The organism is Cellulophaga sp. BC115SP (genome assembly GCF_009905545.1).
GTDB classification, from domain to species: Bacteria; Bacteroidota; Bacteroidia; order Cytophagales; family Spirosomataceae; genus Flectobacillus; species Flectobacillus rivi.
Window position 1 is genome coordinate 66,921 of sequence record NZ_JAAALB010000005.1, and the last position, 18,466, is coordinate 85,386.

14 protein-coding genes are annotated in these 18,466 nt (G+C 36.8%); 5 read left to right on the plus strand and 9 right to left on the minus strand.

Annotated elements, in window-relative coordinates:
* Nucleotides 1-193: 193 nt before the first annotated feature.
* Complete coding sequence (locus tag GVN22_RS05725) at nt 194-1,135, plus strand: ribose-phosphate pyrophosphokinase (RefSeq protein ID WP_166550089.1); 942 nt, start codon at nt 194-196, stop codon at nt 1,133-1,135.
* Nucleotides 1,136-1,198: 63 nt separating this feature from the next.
* The gene (locus GVN22_RS05730; protein WP_166550090.1) at nt 1,199-1,765 is read left to right on the plus strand and encodes a 50S ribosomal protein L25/general stress protein Ctc; all 567 of its coding nucleotides are present in this window, start codon (nt 1,199-1,201) and stop codon (nt 1,763-1,765) included.
* Nucleotides 1,766-2,004: 239 nt separating this feature from the next.
* Here GVN22_RS05730 and GVN22_RS05735 read toward each other — a convergent pair whose 3' ends face one another.
* From GVN22_RS05735 to GVN22_RS05765, 7 genes are all read right to left on the minus strand, one after another.
* Nucleotides 2,005-3,123, minus strand: coding sequence for an ABC transporter permease (locus GVN22_RS05735; protein WP_166550091.1), 1,119 nt, complete (start codon nt 3,121-3,123; stop codon nt 2,005-2,007).
* 114 nt (nt 3,124-3,237) lie between these two features.
* A complete protein-coding gene (locus tag GVN22_RS05740) occupies nt 3,238-4,344 on the minus strand; it encodes an ABC transporter permease (protein WP_166550092.1) in 1,107 nt (368 codons plus the stop codon).
* 32 nt (nt 4,345-4,376) lie between these two features.
* Nucleotides 4,377-5,123 (minus strand): ABC transporter ATP-binding protein, encoded by a 747-nt coding sequence (locus tag GVN22_RS05745; protein WP_166550093.1) that lies wholly within the window; start codon nt 5,121-5,123, stop codon nt 4,377-4,379.
* A 28-nt stretch (nt 5,124-5,151) separates the two neighbouring features.
* Nucleotides 5,152-6,060 (minus strand): ABC transporter ATP-binding protein, encoded by a 909-nt coding sequence (locus GVN22_RS05750; protein WP_166550094.1) that lies wholly within the window; start codon nt 6,058-6,060, stop codon nt 5,152-5,154.
* Between the two features lie 11 nt (nt 6,061-6,071).
* Nucleotides 6,072-7,007: an HlyD family secretion protein gene (locus GVN22_RS05755; RefSeq protein ID WP_166550095.1), complete on the minus strand. Its 936-nt coding sequence runs from the start codon at nt 7,005-7,007 to the stop codon at nt 6,072-6,074.
* A gap of 51 nt (nt 7,008-7,058) precedes the next feature.
* Nucleotides 7,059-8,315, minus strand: coding sequence for a TolC family protein (locus tag GVN22_RS05760; protein WP_166550096.1), 1,257 nt, complete (start codon nt 8,313-8,315; stop codon nt 7,059-7,061).
* Between the two features lie 119 nt (nt 8,316-8,434).
* On the minus strand, nt 8,435-9,046 hold the full coding sequence (locus GVN22_RS05765) for a TetR/AcrR family transcriptional regulator (protein WP_166550097.1): 612 nt from the start codon (nt 9,044-9,046) through the stop codon (nt 8,435-8,437).
* Nucleotides 9,047-9,180: 134 nt separating this feature from the next.
* Between GVN22_RS05765 and GVN22_RS05770 the strand changes: the two genes are divergently transcribed.
* Complete coding sequence (locus GVN22_RS05770) at nt 9,181-10,170, plus strand: Brp/Blh family beta-carotene 15,15'-dioxygenase (RefSeq protein WP_166550098.1); 990 nt, start codon at nt 9,181-9,183, stop codon at nt 10,168-10,170.
* Nucleotides 10,171-10,313: 143 nt separating this feature from the next.
* Entirely contained in the window at nt 10,314-11,144 is an 831-nt protein-coding gene (locus GVN22_RS05775; RefSeq protein WP_166550099.1) for a rhomboid family intramembrane serine protease, read from the plus strand.
* Nucleotides 11,145-11,445: 301 nt separating this feature from the next.
* Here GVN22_RS05775 and GVN22_RS05780 read toward each other — a convergent pair whose 3' ends face one another.
* Nucleotides 11,446-13,650 (minus strand): sodium-translocating pyrophosphatase, encoded by a 2,205-nt coding sequence (locus GVN22_RS05780; protein ID WP_166550100.1) that lies wholly within the window; start codon nt 13,648-13,650, stop codon nt 11,446-11,448.
* Nucleotides 13,651-14,079: 429 nt separating this feature from the next.
* Here GVN22_RS05780 and GVN22_RS05785 point away from each other — a divergent pair, with 429 nt between their 5' ends.
* Nucleotides 14,080-16,596: a PIG-L family deacetylase gene (locus GVN22_RS05785; RefSeq protein WP_166550101.1), complete on the plus strand. Its 2,517-nt coding sequence runs from the start codon at nt 14,080-14,082 to the stop codon at nt 16,594-16,596.
* Between the two features lie 103 nt (nt 16,597-16,699).
* Here the strand turns inward: GVN22_RS05785 and GVN22_RS05790 are convergent, their stop codons facing one another.
* Nucleotides 16,700-18,463: a DUF6119 family protein gene (locus GVN22_RS05790; protein ID WP_166550102.1), complete on the minus strand. Its 1,764-nt coding sequence runs from the start codon at nt 18,461-18,463 to the stop codon at nt 16,700-16,702.
* Nucleotides 18,464-18,466 lie beyond the last annotated feature (3 nt).

Below are 18,466 nucleotides of genomic sequence, written 5' to 3' on the forward strand. Positions count from 1 at the left end.
AGATATAACCATTTAGCGAGGTGTATAGAAAAAAAAGCATTGAAAAATCAAAAATACAGGTCTTGATTGCTAGCATTTATCCGCTGGATTTTGTACTTTTGCGGAAAATTTTAAAATTGGGTATTAACGATTGCAAACAGATCCAACAATAATTAGTACTTCGCAAACGCAAGGCGTTGTACCCCCACAAAAAATGGCTTCCATAAATCAAGTTAAAATTTTCGCAGGGACTTCTTCTGAATATTTAGCAAAAGAAATCGCTCAGTATTTCGGTAAAGAATTAGGCTCAACTACAATTCAGAGATTTTCAGACGGTGAGATTTCTCCAAGTTTTGATGAATCAATCAGAGGTTGTGATGTTTTCTTGATTCAATCAACATTTCCACCAGCTGATAATTTGTTGGAATTGTTATTGATGATTGATGCAGCTCGTCGTGCTTCGGCGCACTATGTAACAGTGGTAATTCCATACTTCGGTTACTCACGCCAAGACCGTAAAGACAAACCAAGAGTAGGTATTGGTGCAAAGTTAATTGCTAACCTTTTGACTGCCGCTGGTGCTGACCGCTTGATGACAGTTGACCTACATGCTGGACAAATTCAAGGATTTTTCGATTTTCCTGTAGATCATTTGGAAGGAACAGCTATCTTTGTGCCTTATTTGAAATCATTAGGCTTAGATAACATTTTGTTTGCTTCTCCAGACGTAGGTGGTGTAGTTCGTACTCGTAACATTGCGAAGTTCTTCAACGCTGAAATGGTTATCTGTGACAAACACCGTAAACGTGCCAATGAAGTTGCTTCGATGCAATTGATTGGAGATGTTACAGGCGCAGACGTTGTGTTAGTCGATGACTTGATTGATACAGGTGGAACGATGTGTAAAGCTGCACAGTTGATTATGGACAAAGGTGCCAAATCAGTAAGAGCTATTGTTACACACGCAGTATTATCTGGTAATGCTTACGAAAATATCAGTAACTCTGTATTGACAGAATTGGTTGTGACAAACACCATTCCAAGCAAACAAGAGTGTGATAAAATTAAAGTTCTTTCAGTAGCACAATTGTTTGCTAAAGCTATCGGAAGAATCCGTGACCACGAGTCTATCAGTTCACTTTTCATAAAACAATAATTACTTAAACAGTTACTAGAAGATAGCAGTTCGCGAAAGGCTAGTAACACAAAAATCACTCAAATGAGAAAGATTGAAGTTGTAGGTTTCAAAAGAGAAACTTTAGGTACAAAATCAGCGAAAGATTTACGCAATGCATCATTAGTTCCATGTGTATTGTACGGTGGACAAGATGTAGTTCACTTTGCAGTTCCAATGATTTTGTTCCGTGAATTAATTTATACTCCAGAAGTTGCTGAAGTTGAATTGAACATTGAAGGCGAAATCCGTCGTGCAATCTTACAAGATTCACAATTCCACCCAGTTAACGAAACTATTTTGAACGTTGACTTCTTGGAAATCGTTGATGGTAAAGCTATCAAAATTGACGTTCCAGTGAAAATCGTTGGTAACGCTCCAGGTGTACAAAAAGGGGGTAAAATGGTTCAGAAACTTCGCAAAGTTACTTTGAAAGGTTTAGCTGAAAACATTCCTGATTTTGTTGAAGCAGATATTACAGGTTTGGACTTGGGACAAACTATCAAAGTTAGCAAATTGAAAGTTGAAGGTGTTTCTATCTTGAACAACCCAACTAACCCAGTTGCTACAATCGATATCCCACGTGCATTGAGAGGAAAAATAAACTCTTAATTTTCACAAATCCATTACTGATAGATGACCGCTCTGTAATTTACAGAGCGGTTTTTTTGTGAGAATACTTTAATTTTTTCAAAATCTAATCATTTCAATTATGCACTAAAAGTCTTTTCTCAAGGATTACTGCGAGCAAACCATAGTTCCTACGGAGCTTCTACTGATGAAAAAAATGTAAGAAACCTATTTTAGACAAGGACAATTCCGCACTCAAAACTCACAACTCATCACTCAGATTACACTTGCTTTTTATAGGTCCAAATGGCTAATCCATTGAATACGATGGCGAAGCTCAATATGGCAAAAATATGATTCCTGATTTCGTAAATACCTGAACCTTTTATCACAACCAATCTCATGACGTCGATAAAATAGGCAACAGGGTTAAACTTTGTCATAATCTTCGCCCATTCAGGCATACCATCTATGGAGGTGTACAAACCACCCATTAGGACAAAGACCATTATCATAAAAAAGGCAAAAAACATGGCTTGCTGCTGTGTATCTGAAAAGTTAGACATGAGTAGTCCAAGTCCCAAAACGGCTAATAGAAAAATAGCTGTAAAGCCAAAAATCACAAGCAAACTCCCTACCGGAACAATACCAAATACGACTCTACTGACGGTCAGACCAATAGCAGTTACGACCAAACCCAATACCCAGAATGGAATCAATTTACCCAAAATAAAATGGTGTTTTTTGATAGGCGTAACATTGATTTGCTCAATAGTTCCTACTTCTTTTTCCTTTACAATATTCAATGCTGTTAGGAAACTTCCGACCATTGTTACCAAAATAACTAATATCCCAGGAACCATAAATAGCTGGTAATTCATACGGGTGTTGTACCAAAAACGAGGAACAATATCTAATAATGGCATAGGATTCATTCTTGGAAAGGTAACCCAATCTGTTCGCACATCCTGATTAAAATCTTTGATAATGGAGTTGAGATACGCCCCACCCATGTTGCCTTTTGTGCCATTTACGGCATTAATCGCAAGTAATAATTTAGCCTCATTTTCTTTGATTAAGGTTCTTTCAAAATGTGCAGGAATTTCGATGATTACATCAGAATCGTTTTGCTCAACACTTTTGAGTGCTTTTTTGTAAGAATCTGTATTTTCAACTAATCGGAAATATCCTGAACCGATAATTTTTTGAACCAGCTGTCTTGAATAACTCGAATGGTCGTGGTCGACTACGGCAATATTCACGTTTTTTACCTCATAATCGGCTGCTATGGGCAAAACAATCAGCTGGATAATAGGCATCACAAAAATGATACGAATGATCGATGAGTTACGAAATATCTGCCGAAACTCTTTTTCTAGTAAAAAAAGTAGTGTTTTCATGATTGTTTGAATTAATAGGGTATAGGCAAGAGGCACTAGGCAACAGTAATGTTCTGAAAGTTAAAATTCTATTTACTATTGCCTCTTTGCCTTACCCCTTATGCCTCCTTTTAACTACTCCAACCTCGTTTTGTAATTTTTTAAAGCTATTAGCACAAAGCCTATTGTCATAGCTACCAAAATCAGGCTTTCTTTTAGGACACTTTTGAAGCCTAATCCTTTTATCATTACGTCTCTAACGATGAAGAAATACCATTTTGACGGAATCAAATTAGAGATAAATTGCATCGGTTTGGGCATATTTTCGATAGGAAACATAAAGCCACTAAAAATCAAAGTAGGTAATAATAACACCATTAAAGATGCCAACATCGCCACTTGCTGAGAATTGGTGATGGTCGAAATAAATAAACCCAATGCCAAAGCAGCAAAAATAAAGAGCATACTTTCGCCTAAAAGAAGCAATAAACTGCCTTGGATAGGTACATCGAGGAGGTTTACGCTCAAAATGAGGATGGTGCTTACATTGATAAATGAGAGCAAAACGTAAGGGATTGCTTTCGTAACAATGACCAAAATAGGAGGGACAGGCGATACCAAAAGAACTTCCATGGTTCCTAGTTCTTTCTCTCTAACAATAGCAATCGAGGTCATCATAGCTGAAATAAGTAACAATATCATTGCCATTACCCCAGGTACGAAGTTATATGCACCTTTGAGCTGTGGGTTATACAACATACGAATTTCTGGTTGAATCGTATAAGGCAAGGTCTGTTCGCCTAGCACTTCGTCTTGGTATGATTTCAGAATGGAACTGGCATAATTGACTACTGTAGTAGCAGTATTTGGGTCTGAGGCGTCTGCTATTAGTTGAATAGAAGCCGTATTTTGTTGAAAAAGAGAATGTCTGAAATGGGCAGGAAATACCACTGCTAATCTAATTCTACCTTCTTTAAAAGCTTGGTCTATTTGCTGAGGACTGCTAAAGTTGGCCTCTACATCAAAATATCTGCTGGCATCAAGTTCCTGAATAATATGTTGACTTGCTTGGTCTTTTGAGTAATCCAAAATACCAATGCGAGAATCTTTTACTTCGTTGGTCAAAGCAAAGCCAAAGAGGATAATCTGAACAATGGGCATCCCAAACAGAATGATTAAGGTTCGAGTATCTCTCAGAATATGCTTGAATTCTTTGGTAATGAATGCTAAGAATAGTTTCATGGTTGAAATATTTAATAGTGTTTTGTACCAACTCACTCACTTCTTTTTGCCTTACGAGCCAACTGGTGAAATACATCGTCCATAGATTCGGCTTGAAACTGCTTTTTAAGATTTTTTGGAGTATCGAGTGCTTCGATTTTTCCGTCTACCATGATTGACACTCTATTGCAATATTCGGCTTCATCCATGTAATGTGTGGTGACAAAAATAGTCACGCCACGATTGGAGGCTTCATAGATTAAATCCCAAAACTGACGACGAGTTACAGGGTCAACTCCGCCTGTTGGTTCGTCTAAAAATACAATTTTAGGATTATGTAAAATTGCAATCGAAAATGACAGTTTTTGTCGCCAGCCCAATGGGAGAGAAGAGACTAATTTGTCTGCCTCAGCCTCAAAACCTAGTGTTTTGAGCAATACATCCGTTTTTTCTTTGATGGTTTTTCGGTCTAAACCATAAATTCCGCCAAAGAATCGAATATTTTCTCGGATGGTCAAATCTTCATAAAGTGAAAATTTCTGACTCATGTATCCGATATTCTTTTTAATATCTTCGGTTTCAGAATACACATCAAAACCTGCGACTTTTGCTTCGCCTCCGCTGGGTTTGGATATGCCAATGAGAATTTTCATGGCTGTTGTTTTTCCAGCACCATTGGCTCCCAAAAAACCAAATATTTCACCCTTGTAAACTTCAAAGGTAATGGCATTGGTGGCGATAAAATCCCCAAAACGTTTGGTTAGTCCTTGAGCTTGAATGACTATTTCTTTATTTTCCATGTTTGGCACATTTTATTTCTTGAAAGCATCAGGACAAAGCCATAAAGCAATCCTCAATGGTAGCTGTAATTTCTTGGATTTGGAAAGGCTCTTTGTAATGCGTTTGAACGTACTGACAAAAAGCTTGATAATCCTCATCATCGTTTTTGAGCGTCAGGTGATGACTTTCTCCAAAACCAAAACAGGTATGCGTATTCGGAAATGCTCTTGCTACCTGCAATAAGGCATACATATTGGGGGCATGAATAGACCAGATTTTTTTCGGATATTTCTCAATAATACCCACAGGCGTATCAATATCTAATATCTTCCCTTTTTGCATCAAAGCAACTCTATCGCATAGACTGGCTTCGTCCATATAGGGTGTTGAAACCAATATCGTGATACCTTCCGACTTAAGATATTTCAGCATTTCCCAAAACTCTTTTCTCGAAACGGGGTCAACTCCTGTAGTGGGTTCATCCAAAAACAATACGCTTGGCTCGTGAATCAGAGCACAGCATAAGGCTAACTTTTGCTTCATTCCACCCGATAATTTCCCTGCTTTACGAGTTTTGAAAGGTTCTAGCTGTTGGTAAATATCCTTGATAAGATGGTAGTTTTGTTCTATAGTAGTACCAAAAACATGCGCAAAAAAGTTGAGATTTTCTTCTACGCTCAAATCTTGATACAGGGAAAATTTCCCTGGCATATAGCCCACTCTTTTTCGGATTGCTTTATAGTCTTTCTTTACATCCAAGCCATCAACACTTGCATCTCCAGATTCGGCTAATAGTAAAGTGGCAAGAATCCTAAATAGCGTAGTTTTTCCAGCGCCATCTGGTCCGATTAGTCCAAATAATTCTGATTGTTTGACCTCAAAAGAAATGTCTTCCAATGCCTTGATTTTGCCTTTTTCAAATGACTTAAAAAGGTGATTTGCAATGATTGCATTCATAGCTTTTGGGGTTAAAATATCACTTCTCCATACATACCAATTTTCAATGCACCAGTGTTTTTTACACGGATTTTTACCGCATATACTAAGTTGGCTCGCTCTTCCTTGGTCTGAATGGTTTTTGGTGTAAACTCTGCCTTTGAGGCTATCCAATAAACCTTACCCTGTAAGGTGTCCGACTGTCCTTCTGCTTTGTCGATAAGCACTTTTACGGGTTGATTGAGTTGCACTTTTGTTAATTGATTTCCAGAAACATATACTTTCAAGATCATTTCTGATAAATCAGCAACTTTGTAAAGCGCTTTTCCAGGTGCTGTCATTTCGTATTGTTCTGCATATTTGGTCAACACTGTACCTCGAACAGGATTGATAATCTCGCCACGTTTGATTTGGTCGGTCACCTGATCGGCACGTTTTTCGAGTGGCGAAAGTTCACTGTTAATACTACGATTTTGGATAGTGACTTGTGTTTTTTGAGCACTGATTTGACTCTCTAGTACGCTGATTTGTTTTTTGGTCAGGGCAATAGCTCCTTCCATATCGTCAAGCTGTTTGCTCGGAACGGCTTCTGATTTTACTAAATTCGTTAAGCGTTGGAATTCTCTCTGTTGGATGTGCAACTGCTCTTTCTGAACAGCAATTTGATTTTCCAAAACTTTGATTTGAGCTGAAGCATCATTGAATTTTTGTGGTAAACTTTTGATACTTGCTTCAATCTGGGCTTCTTGAAGTTGTAAGTTTGCTACATCGATATTTCCAACTTTTTGAGCTAAGGCTAAAGTGTCACCTTCTTCGAGGTTGAGTTGGAGGATTTTACCTGCCACTTCTGACGAAATAATGGTTTCTGTAGCTTCAAAAGTGCCTGTAGCATCCGAAGTTTGTTCATTTTTTTTACAAGAAAAAATAAGCGTGCTTACAAGAGATATGAATATAAATTGCTTTTTCATTTCAAATATTGGGTTGTGCGAATTTCGCGTTTCGTAACTAAGAAAAGAAGATTAAAGCCCTAATGTGCTTTGATAATTGGCCTTGCTGAGTGCTTGTTGTAGTGTATGAATTAACTGATTTTCTTTGGCTTGTAATTCGGCAGAAAGGTCAGTTACATAATCGCTTGCTGTGATAATACCATTGTCGAGTTGTGCACTAGAGGTTTTAGTGATTTTTTCTCGTAAAACAATGATTTTTTGGTCCAACTCAATCATATTATCCAGCTTTTTGATTTCAGCATCCAATTGTTGCAAAGCAATATTGGTATTAAGTAAAAAAGCTTCTTGTTGCGCATCTACATTTTTGGAAGAAATTAGCAACTGGCTTTTTTCATGCTTTTTTGTGTATAATCCTCCTAAAGACCAATTGAATCGTACCCCTCCGATATAATATCCTTTAAAGTCATTTTCTAACATATTCAAAGCAGGACGCCCATAGCCTGTTTGCAAGAATAGCCCTACTTTAGGCATATTTTTGGCAGTAATAAGTTGCTCCTGTGTACTCAAAAGATTTTGTTGTTCTTGAAAAAGAGAAAGTTCAGAACGTTGAATTTTGGTTTCTTGGCTATTGGTTAGCAGAGGTGAAATCAATTGGGCTGAGGATAAATCTTGGTTAATAAGCATCCCTAGGATTTTCTTCCCCAACAATTCCTGAGATTTTACTTCACCAATACGTTGATCAAGTTTCAAAATTTCTACTTCTAGTTGATTCAAATTGGCTTGTGTACTAACGCCATTTTGGATACCAGCCTTGATTTTATTGATTTTTGACTGTAATTCGTTTTTAATAATGTCAATTAATTTGAGCTGATTTTGACTCAACAATACACTAAAATAACTCTGATTGACACGCTCTTTTAGTTTGTCGAGCTCAACTGCAAGTTTTTGCTGTTCGGTCTGAGCAGCAGCCTTTTGTACCAAAATTTGAGAATTGGTTATACCACCATCATACAGATTTTGCTTTACCTCAGCATACAATTTATACTGGTCTTTAGAAATCTGCGGAATGTCTATATTAGGAATTTTGATGGGCACAGAAGTTACATCTGACTGATAGGTTGCCTGACCAATAATGTCAATTTGTGGTTTGAAATTGCTTTTGAGTTGTGCAATTTGATGTTCCAAATTCTCATTGATATAGCCCTTTTGTTTGGCAATGGGGTAGTTTTGTTTTGCCAAGGTATAACACTGGCTCAAAGGAAGCACTTCCTGAGCACGTGTATGATTGACAATCAAACTAATGAGGAGAATATAAATGGTTTTTCTCATGGTTTTAACTAAAATGTTTAACTATTTGGTTAAAAATATATCTTTAAAAAAGCAACAAATAAGTAGGTAATACATTGGGCGGACTACTGATTTGTTACTCTTACTTTAATAAGGAAATTTTACAAAACGATTGAATGATAAACCATTTCGTAAATTTCTTTTTTACGTTGTTTTAATAATTCTTGATACATTTCTTCAGGGACTTGCATCAAGACTTTTTGAAAAATTGACCTTCCCATGAAAGGAAAAACACACATGGAAACAATACTCATCAAAAGATGTGCAGGATTGATAGGTCTAATTTGTTTGTTTTCAATAGCTTGGAAAATTTCCATGACCATCTGACCAACCATTGGTTTGAGTCCATTTTCTTCAAAAGCACCTACAATAAGATTGGCATTTCGTGATAACTCATTCGCGACAAAAAGTGGTAATTCTTGATTAGCCAACAGGAAATCGAGATAGGCATCAATAAATGCCTGAATCTTTTCAAAAATGGGCTGCTCAGATTGAATAATTGTATTGAGATTAGGAATCAGTTTTCCTACAATTCCTGCCAATACTCTTTTAAACAATTGTTCTTTGTTACGAAAATAATAGTGTAATAGCGCTTTATTGATACCAGCATTGTCTGCAATTTCTTGCATACGGGCACCATCCCAGCCTTTTTCGATAAAAACCTTTCTTGCTGCAATTAAAATCTTTTCCTCTGTTGTTATCTCTACTTCCATTTTATCAAAAGGTTTAACCATTTGGTTAAATATGATTCAAAGGAAAATAATCTCTTTGACAAAGTCAAGATTTTAAGGAATAAATCTTGGAAATTTTTTCAACACAATAGCACATTATAAATAAGCAACAACAATTGATTACCTTTGCCATTCAAGTAAAAATTCAATCGCACGTGGTAAAGTATTTGAAGAAAATTGCCTACAATCCGACAAGTTTGACGATTATTTTGGGCGTATTATTGCTACTATGGCAAGAGCTACAGGGAAGTTTGTCTATTTGGGTACAAATCTTTTTTGCCTTTGGTTTTGTATTTTTTATAGGGATTCCTCACCGAACCTTGGATATTTGGTTGGAACAAGAGTTATTTAAAAGAACAGGGAAAGTGTATAAAAAATGGACTTTTTATGTCCGTTATCTTCTCGCTATTGTGTTATTTGGAGCGCTATGGTGGTATTGGCCAACTGGGAGCGTTTTCTTGTTTTTATTAATTACCGCATGGCATATTGGTGAGTCTGATTTGAAATCACCACAAGCTAACAATTTTCTGTGGACTTGGACTCGCTATAGTTATGGAATGATGATTGTACTGTGGCTTTTTCTAGGACATGGCAGTCAAGCCAGTATTCTGTGGGCAAGTATTACGCGTCAAGATATGCTGATGATGCAAATTTGGTTGATGTTAACGGCATCAAAAGAGTTGATTATTGGAGTAGTTTGTATGATCACGCTACTATTATTGTTTCTTGCTCAATATCGAAACCCTTCTGAATTCACAGCAAGAAAAGTTATATCTCTAGTGATTATCTTGGTATTGTGTGAATATCTGCCTTTATTACCTGCAATGGCATTGTATTTTGGTGGCTGGCACGCCGTGAATGCATTTTCAGATGCTCATCGTTACTTTTTGCCCGAAGGTCGTAGTACAAACTCAGCTTTTCAGTTGTGGTTACATGCCATGCCGATTACCTTAATTGCTGTAGTGATGACATTGGGGTATGCTTATTTCTGGGCAGCTTTTGCAAAAAGTATGAATCCTATTCCGATGATGTATTTGTTGGTGATGTGTACGACATTTCCGCATCAATGGCTCGTGGGACAGATTAATCGAGATAAGATTTCTTAAAAAAAGTTAAAGTTTTGTACACAGAAGCCCCAATAATCACATTTGGGGCTTTTGTGTTTTTGATAAAGACCTAAAGAAGGATTTAGTTTGTTATGTGAAAAAATGTATTTTAGTAGTCTTAATTCATTTTATAACTCTTAGCCATGATTGCATTATTCATTATCATAATCACCTTAGTATTCACCTATCAGGGTTTTCGTGACTTCCTATTTTTCGATAAGTATAAATTTCACGTTTTTCCAGTACTCTTACAAAAGGACTATAAACGCTTGTTGACCTCAGGTTTTTTGCATGTCGACTGGCTACATTTCTTTTTCAATATGTACAGTTTGTATGTATTTTCAGGACTTACAATTAATATTTTCGGAGAAGCTAAGTTCTTAATTCTCTATTTGGGAAGTATAGTGGGAGGCAACCTTATTTCGGTATTAATTCACAGAAAAGACGATGGATATACCTCGGTGGGCGCTTCTGGTGGGGTATTTGGGATAATGTTTGCATCGATAGCAGTATTTCCAGAAATGGACTTAAGAATTATGTTTATTCCTATAGCTTTACCAGCTTGGGTTTTTGGGCTATTATATTTAGGTGTATCTATTTATGGAATCAAATCCAATAAAGACAATATTGGACACGATGCCCATTTAGGCGGAGCTATTGTTGGAATGTTGTTCGCAATTCTGTTCATTCCTGAAATTTTACAGGAAAATCTCTGGGTTATTTTACTACTCTTAATTCCATCTTTGGTATTTATCTATATCATTGTGACTCGTCCTTATTTGTTATTGATTGACAATTTCTATTTCAAAAATAATCAACAACATGATACCATTGATGAAAGATACAATGCCAATAAGGCTAAAAAACAGCATGAAATAGATGAAATTTTGGACAAAATCGCATCCAAAGGAATTGACAGCTTAAGCACCAGTGAAAAGGCTGCATTGGAGGAGTATTCCAAAAGAATGAATTAGAAAAGGGCGAGGGATATAGGTGGTACTTCAATAAGCATGAGTCATCCCTAATTTTGTAATAATTTAAAATAGAGACCTCTTGTTTGTACTTATTGGGATTTACAAGGTGAACCATTGTATTGTTTATGTAAAAAGGCGGTCGAAATTAGTTTTTCGACCGCCTTTTTACATACTATATTTCAACATGACATCTCTTTAGACGCAAAGCATTGCGTCTCTACTAGTAAAATCTAGATTAAAAATAATCACTAATTCGCTCAATCACTAAATCACTAAATTAGGGATGACTCATGAGAAAATTTTAACTCTTGTTCGAAGTTGAAATCTTGACAACTTTTGCCGCAGTTTTTTCAATTTTTTGTAATTCTTTTTGTCCTACAGAGGCATCAGATTTTACTGCGATATAAGGTGCAATTACCAAAGAAACAATCGACATCAATTTAATCAAAATGTTCATCGATGGACCAGAAGTATCTTTGAATGGGTCACCAACGGTATCACCAGTTACTGAAGCTTTGTGTGGTTCTGATTTTTTGTAATAGGTTACACCATCGATTTGAACCCCTTTTTCAAATGATTTTTTAGCATTGTCCCAAGCGCCACCAGCATTTGACTGGAACATTCCCATCAATACACCTGATACCGTCACGCCTGCCAACATACCACCTAATACTTCTGGACCAAAAGTGAATCCAACGAGTACTGGCGAAATTAAGGCAATTGCACCAGGCAATATCATTTGTCTAATAGAAGCTTGCGTAGAAATAGCCACACATTTTTCGTATTCTGGTTCAGCTTTGTATTCCATAATACCTGGAATTTCACGGAACTGACGACGTACTTCGTTTACCATTTCCATCGCAGCTTTACCTACGGCAGAAATACACAATGCACTAAAAATAAATGGAATCATACCGCCAACAAATAAGCCAGCCAAAACATCAGCTTTATAAATATCAATTGCTTTGATACCTGCAATACCAACAAATGCTGCAAATAATGCCAACGAAGTTAATGCCGCAGAAGCAATAGCAAAACCTTTACCAGTGGCAGCAGTAGTGTTACCTACAGCATCCAAATTGTCGGTACGCTCACGTACCTCAGAAGGTAATTGAGACATTTCGGCAATGCCACCAGCATTATCTGCAATAGGCCCAAAAGCATCGATCGCCAACTGCATGGCCGTAGTTGCCATCATACCTGCTGCTGCAATAGATACGCCATATAAGCCTGCAAATTTGTAAGAAAATATAATACCTGCCGCCAATACTAGAATTGGTAATACTGTAGATTCCATACCCACAGCCAAACCACCGATGATATTCGTAGCGTGTCCAGTCCCTGATTTTTCAATGATTGATAAAACAGGACGTTTGCCCATCGCAGTATAATATTCGGTAATAGCAGACATCAAGGCTCCTACCACCAAACCAACAATAATAGCAAGGAATACGCCATTCGAAGTAAACTCAAATCCACGAAGATTAAGGGTTTCGGGTAATAAATGATGAACCAAGAAATATGATGAAACAAAAGTAATCGCAATAGAAAGCCAGTTCCCCAAGTTCAAAGCATTTTGAACTGAAGCCGTTTCGCTAGAAATTCTTACAAAAAAGGTAGATACCAAAGATGCCAAAAGTCCAACACCTGCAATCAACATTGGCAAAATGACAGGAGAAAACCCACCTACATGATCTGTCACTTGGATTTCTTGACCTAATACCATGGTTGCTAGAATAGTTGCTACATACGAGCCGAATAAGTCAGCACCCATACCAGCCACGTCACCTACGTTGTCCCCCACGTTATCGGCAATCGTAGCGGGGTTACGTACGTCATCTTCAGGAATACCTGCCTCTACTTTACCCACTAAGTCAGCACCAACATCGGCTGCTTTTGTATAAATACCACCACCTACACGAGCAAATAGCGCGATAGATTCGGCACCAAGTGAAAAGCCTGCTAGTACTTCAATAGCTTTTTTCATTTCTACAGAAGTAAGCTCATGACCTGCAGCGAACATTTGATAAAATACAATAAATAAACCGCCTAAACCAAGAATTGCTAAGCCTGCAACACCCATACCCATTACTGAACCACCAGTGAATGACACCTCTAAAGCTTTTGCTAAGGAAGTACGAGCCGCCTGAGCTGTTCTTACATTGGCCTTGGTTGCTACTCTCATTCCGATATAACCCGCTGTGGCCGAAAATACAGCCCCAATCAAAAAGGCTAAGGCAATTACTGGTGAAGAATGAATAGGATGGTCTGGCGTTCCTTCGTCAGAGCCTAACCAAAAAAGTAGGATAGCGGTTGGAATTGCAAAGTAGGCTAGAATTTTCCATTCGGCTTTAAGAAAAGCAATGGCTCCATCGGCAATATATCCTGAGAGTTTTTGCATGTTTTCGTCACCAGTTGGTTGATTCGAAACCCAATTAAAACGCCAAAATGTGTACAACAAGCCAACGAGACCCAGAGCAGGAACTAAATAAATAATGTCATTCATAAGAGTTAAATAGTTTGGTTGGTTAAAATGTTGAGTAAATGAGATTTATAAGAACACTTACGTTTGTGTTTGGGCAAAATGCCCTACTATGCAAATATAATTTTTGCTTTGGTATAAAAAAATTATTCCAAGATTTTATTGTATTTAATTTATATGATTGTTTTCGGAGCACTTTGATACCTACCGATGGGCAAATTGTAAGTTTTTTGACCAGAAAAAGAAAAGAAAAATGCTAAGACAGTACTGATAATTATCAATTCTCGACTCTGTAGATAGACTACATAAATCTGTTGCTACCTCCAATTGGTCGAGTTTACCTTACGATTGGTCTGAATTGCGACAAACACCCAAAGGAAAAGTTTAGATTTGTAGTTATTGTAGAGAGGAATACTGCCTTTAAAAGACTTCATAAAAATTGATTTTATTCTCATGCGAAGAAACCACCCGTTAAACCGTTTGATTTGCCAAGTGTTGGCGGCTTCGGCTTTAAGTTTTGGTGCAACTGCCCAAGCTATCAAGCCTATGCCTACTGGCGAAATGATTCTCAATCTAAAAAAATTAAATGTATTAGGTTCGGCAATGTATATCGCTGCTCACCCAGACGACGAAAATACCATTATGTTGTCTTGGTTGGCAAAAGAGCGAAAAGTCCGTACCTCCTATTTGTCGATTACACGTGGCGATGGTGGTCAAAACCTGATTGGTCCAGAACAAGCCGAACTCATGGGTTTGATTCGTACTCAAGAGCTTTTGGCGGCACGTTCAATAGATGGTCCTGAACAATATTTTACAAGAGCCAATGATTTTGGTTTTTCAAAAACTACGGAAGAAACGCTTCAAATTTGGGGAAAAGATGCTGTATTGGGTGATGTCGTTTGGCGTATTCGCAATTTGCGTCCTGATGTAATTATTTGTCGTTTTCCGCCTGATGCACGTGCAGGACATGGTAATCACTCTGCTTCGGCAGCATTGGCAGAGGAGGCATTTGCCGCTGCCGCCGACCCGACAAAGTTTCCAGAACAATTAAAATTTGTAAAACCTTGGCAAGCAAAGCGTATTGTGTGGAATACTTTCAATTTTGGAACAGTAGCACAAACCCAAAAGCCTGCGGAGAAAGATTTTATCCAAGTTGATATTGGGGTGTATAATCCTCTTTTGGGTGAATCTTATAACGAAATTGCTGCTGAAAGCCGTTCTCAACATAAATCTCAAGGCTTTGGTGTTCCTCGTGGTCGTGGCGCCCGCCCTGAATATTTGGTTCACAAAGCGGGTGAAAAGGCAACAAAAGATGCTTTTGATGGTGTAGATATCACTTGGAGTCGTGTAAAAGGGAGTGAAGGAATTCAGGATTTAATCAATGAAGCTGTTTCAAAGTTTAATCCAGAAAAACCTGAAACTATTGTGCCTATTTTGGTAAAGGCTTACCAAAAGGTAGAAGGTATTCAGGATGAATACTGGAAAACTCAAAAGAAAAAAGAACTAGAAAGCCTAATTGTAGCTTGTTCTGGACTTTATTTTGAAGCAAATCCTAATGAGTTTTCGGCAGTTCGTGGCGAAAAAGTCAATGTTGCGTTAAGCTATATCAAACGTTCTGATGCAAATGTTTCTCTGAAAAAAGTGCACTTGACAGGTTTTGAAAAAGATACAACTATGACTCAATCCCTTGGCAATAATGAGTTGAATCGTATTACTTTTCCTGTAACTATTCCTGCCAACCAACCTTTGACACAACCATATTGGTTAGCCGAAAAGAAAATGGGCAAAGGAATGTACCGTGTAGATGATGCTTCTATTATCGGTTTACCCGAAAAACCTGCCGATTTACAAGCTGAACTTACTTTTACGATTGAGGGCAAAGATTTTACTTTCAAAACGCCAGTTATCTACAAATACACCGACGAAGTTAGAGGCGAGTTGTACCGTACTTACGAAATTCGTCCTGAAGTAACTGCCAACATTGCTGACAAAGTATATGTATTTGCTGATAATCAACCCAAGGAAGTGGAGGTAACACTGAAGGCGAACAAAGCAGATGCTCGTGGTAGTGTAGCGCTTGAAGTACCAAAAGGATGGAAGGTTGACCCGACGACAACTATTTTTCAGTTTTCGAATAAATACCAAGAACAAAAGGTGGTGTTTAAGGTGTCTCCAGCAGATATTACCCATGCAGGAGCAAGCGAAGCAACCTTCCGTGCAGTGGTAACTACGCCAAGTGGCACATCAGACAAAGGTTTATTGACAGTTGCCTATGACCATATTCCTCCTCAAACGTTATTTCCTGTAGCAGAGGCCAAAATTGTAAAATTAGATATCAAGAAAAAGGGCAATAATATTGGCTATATCATGGGTGCGGGTGACGAAGTGGCTTCGGCATTGCGTCAGATTGGGTATAAAGTAACCATGCTAGGTGAGAAAGAATTGGATGAAGATTTGAGCAAATACGATGCTATTGTGGTTGGTGTACGTGCTTATAATACGGAGCCACGCCTGAAATTCTATCAAAAGAAATTGATGGAATATGTTCAAAATGGAGGTAATATGGTTGTGCAATATCAGGTAAATAATAACCTACAAAAAGTTGATGGTGGTTTAGGTCCTTATGATTTTAAACTTTCGCGTGACCGTGTAACGGTGGAGGAAGCGGAGATTAGATTCTTAAAACCAGAACACCCGATTTTGAATGTTCCAAACAAAATTACAGCAAAGGATTTTGATGGCTGGATTCAGGAAAGAGGTTTGTATTTCTCAAACGAATGGGATGGTAAATATGAAACCATTATTTCATCTAACGACCCTAACGAAAAACCAGCAGATGGAGGTTTATTATATGCCAAATATGGAAAAGGTAATTACATCTTTACAGGGTATGCTTTCTTCCGCCAACTTCCTGCAGGTGTTTCAGGTGCATACAGACTATTTGCTAACTTGATTTCGGTAGGGAAATAGGTTGAGTTAGTTAGAGGCAAAGTGATTAAGGCACAACGGCACAAAGTGAGATTTCTCGCTTTGTGCCTTTTGTTATTTTAAACTGTCAAAAACGTTATTTAAGTTATATATACTTAATTTCTGCAAAATTAACTGGATAGCTTTCAGACTGCTCACTAATTATATTTATTATTGAGAATTTAGCAATGTTTGATTTATGAATTTCATAATTTTCAAAAAAAGATTTTCCTTTAAAACTCGAAGTAAATGCCAATACATATCGGATTTCTTTCGTTGTAAAAAGCATTTCAAAATCTATCCATGAAATGTTTTTATGATTTCTTTTCATATCATTATATCTATCGTAAATGCCTTTAAGGTAACTTTTGTCGCTTTTTAAATCATTCCATAGTCGCCTGGATGATATAGAGATTTGATTAGTTAAATCTCTTATTTTAGCATCAAAACCTTCTTTTACATGAATTACATATAATGTATTATTCGAAACGTATAGAATGTCACAAAGCTCAATATTTTGAAATATTACCTTGTCAAAAACAAAATAATTCTTCAAGTTTTCATAAGACAAGTTATAATCTCCTTCATTTTGCGTGGTTCGATTCCATTCTAATTCTAGTGGATTAGGGGAGACCAAATCTCTGCTAATCAATTCTATACATGTAGATGAAATTGAATTTATGAAGTCTCCTTTCACTATATACCATAGATTGTCTATTTTGAAATAGCTTGTTTTCATTAAGGTTAATTCACAAGTTAAATGGCTAATAAATGGTGCATCTGTCAAGAGTTCTCCATTTTTGTATCCTTTTACTCTTACTCCCAATAGGATTGAATTAAAACTAAATGGATCTGAAGGGCTAACTTGTTCATAAATACCTTTTAAACCTTCTTTAAATAAGTTAAATCTGTTTGATGTTTCATAGAAACCGTTCTGTTTACCTTTGAAAAATAATTTATATGTTTCGCATTCATAAAATTTATTTAATTTATTCGGATGTAAAAAGTCAATATCAAATGGAAGGCTGTATCTTCCTTGAGGATTTGAAAGGTTAACGGCCTCATCTCTGAGCTTTCCAAGTAAAGTTGGAATCAAAGTTTGATTGATAAAAGGTTCATCCCTTATTCTTTCAAATCTACTTATCGATGTCCTATTCTCGAATTTCGATATTTCATTAAGTTTTTCAAGTAATATATGTAGCTGTTGGAAGGTTAATTTAGTTTTTAATGAAAATGCACTTCCTATTTCGACGGATTTATTTTCTAAATCATCAAAGTCCAAAAAATCAAAAATACTATCTAGAATTTCTTGGCTCAAAGTTATACTGACACGTTTTAAAAGTCTTCCTATACTCAATATGTCTTGGAGTCTTTGTTCAGTTCTATATATAACTTGTTCAGAAGTAAGTTTGCCTGAAATACCTCTGGATTCCATTTCTTGAACAGTATCAGTCATTGGATTGGCAATTCGTTCATATATATCAAGTCCAAATGTTGGGTTTAAATATCTTTTAATCACAGATATTCCTTTCCCTCCTATAACACAAAAGATATTTTCTTCTACTATACAGAATAGTACGAATGAAGTACTTTTGGTAACGAAGTCATTTTCTTTACTTAAAGACTTGGGAAAATAGTTAGTCCACACAGATGATTTCTCCCCTTCAGTAAAACTATATAAATTATACTTGATACCATTTAATGTATATTCTTCTGTAGAGCTTTCAACTCTATGAATACTTTTGAAGTTTGTTTTATGATAGTTGATTATAAAATTTATAATTTTTTCATTTTCGTTAAATTCAGATAATTCGTAAAAGTTTTTATCAATTTGATAGACTTTTAGATCCGTATACTGTTTCGCTACCATAGT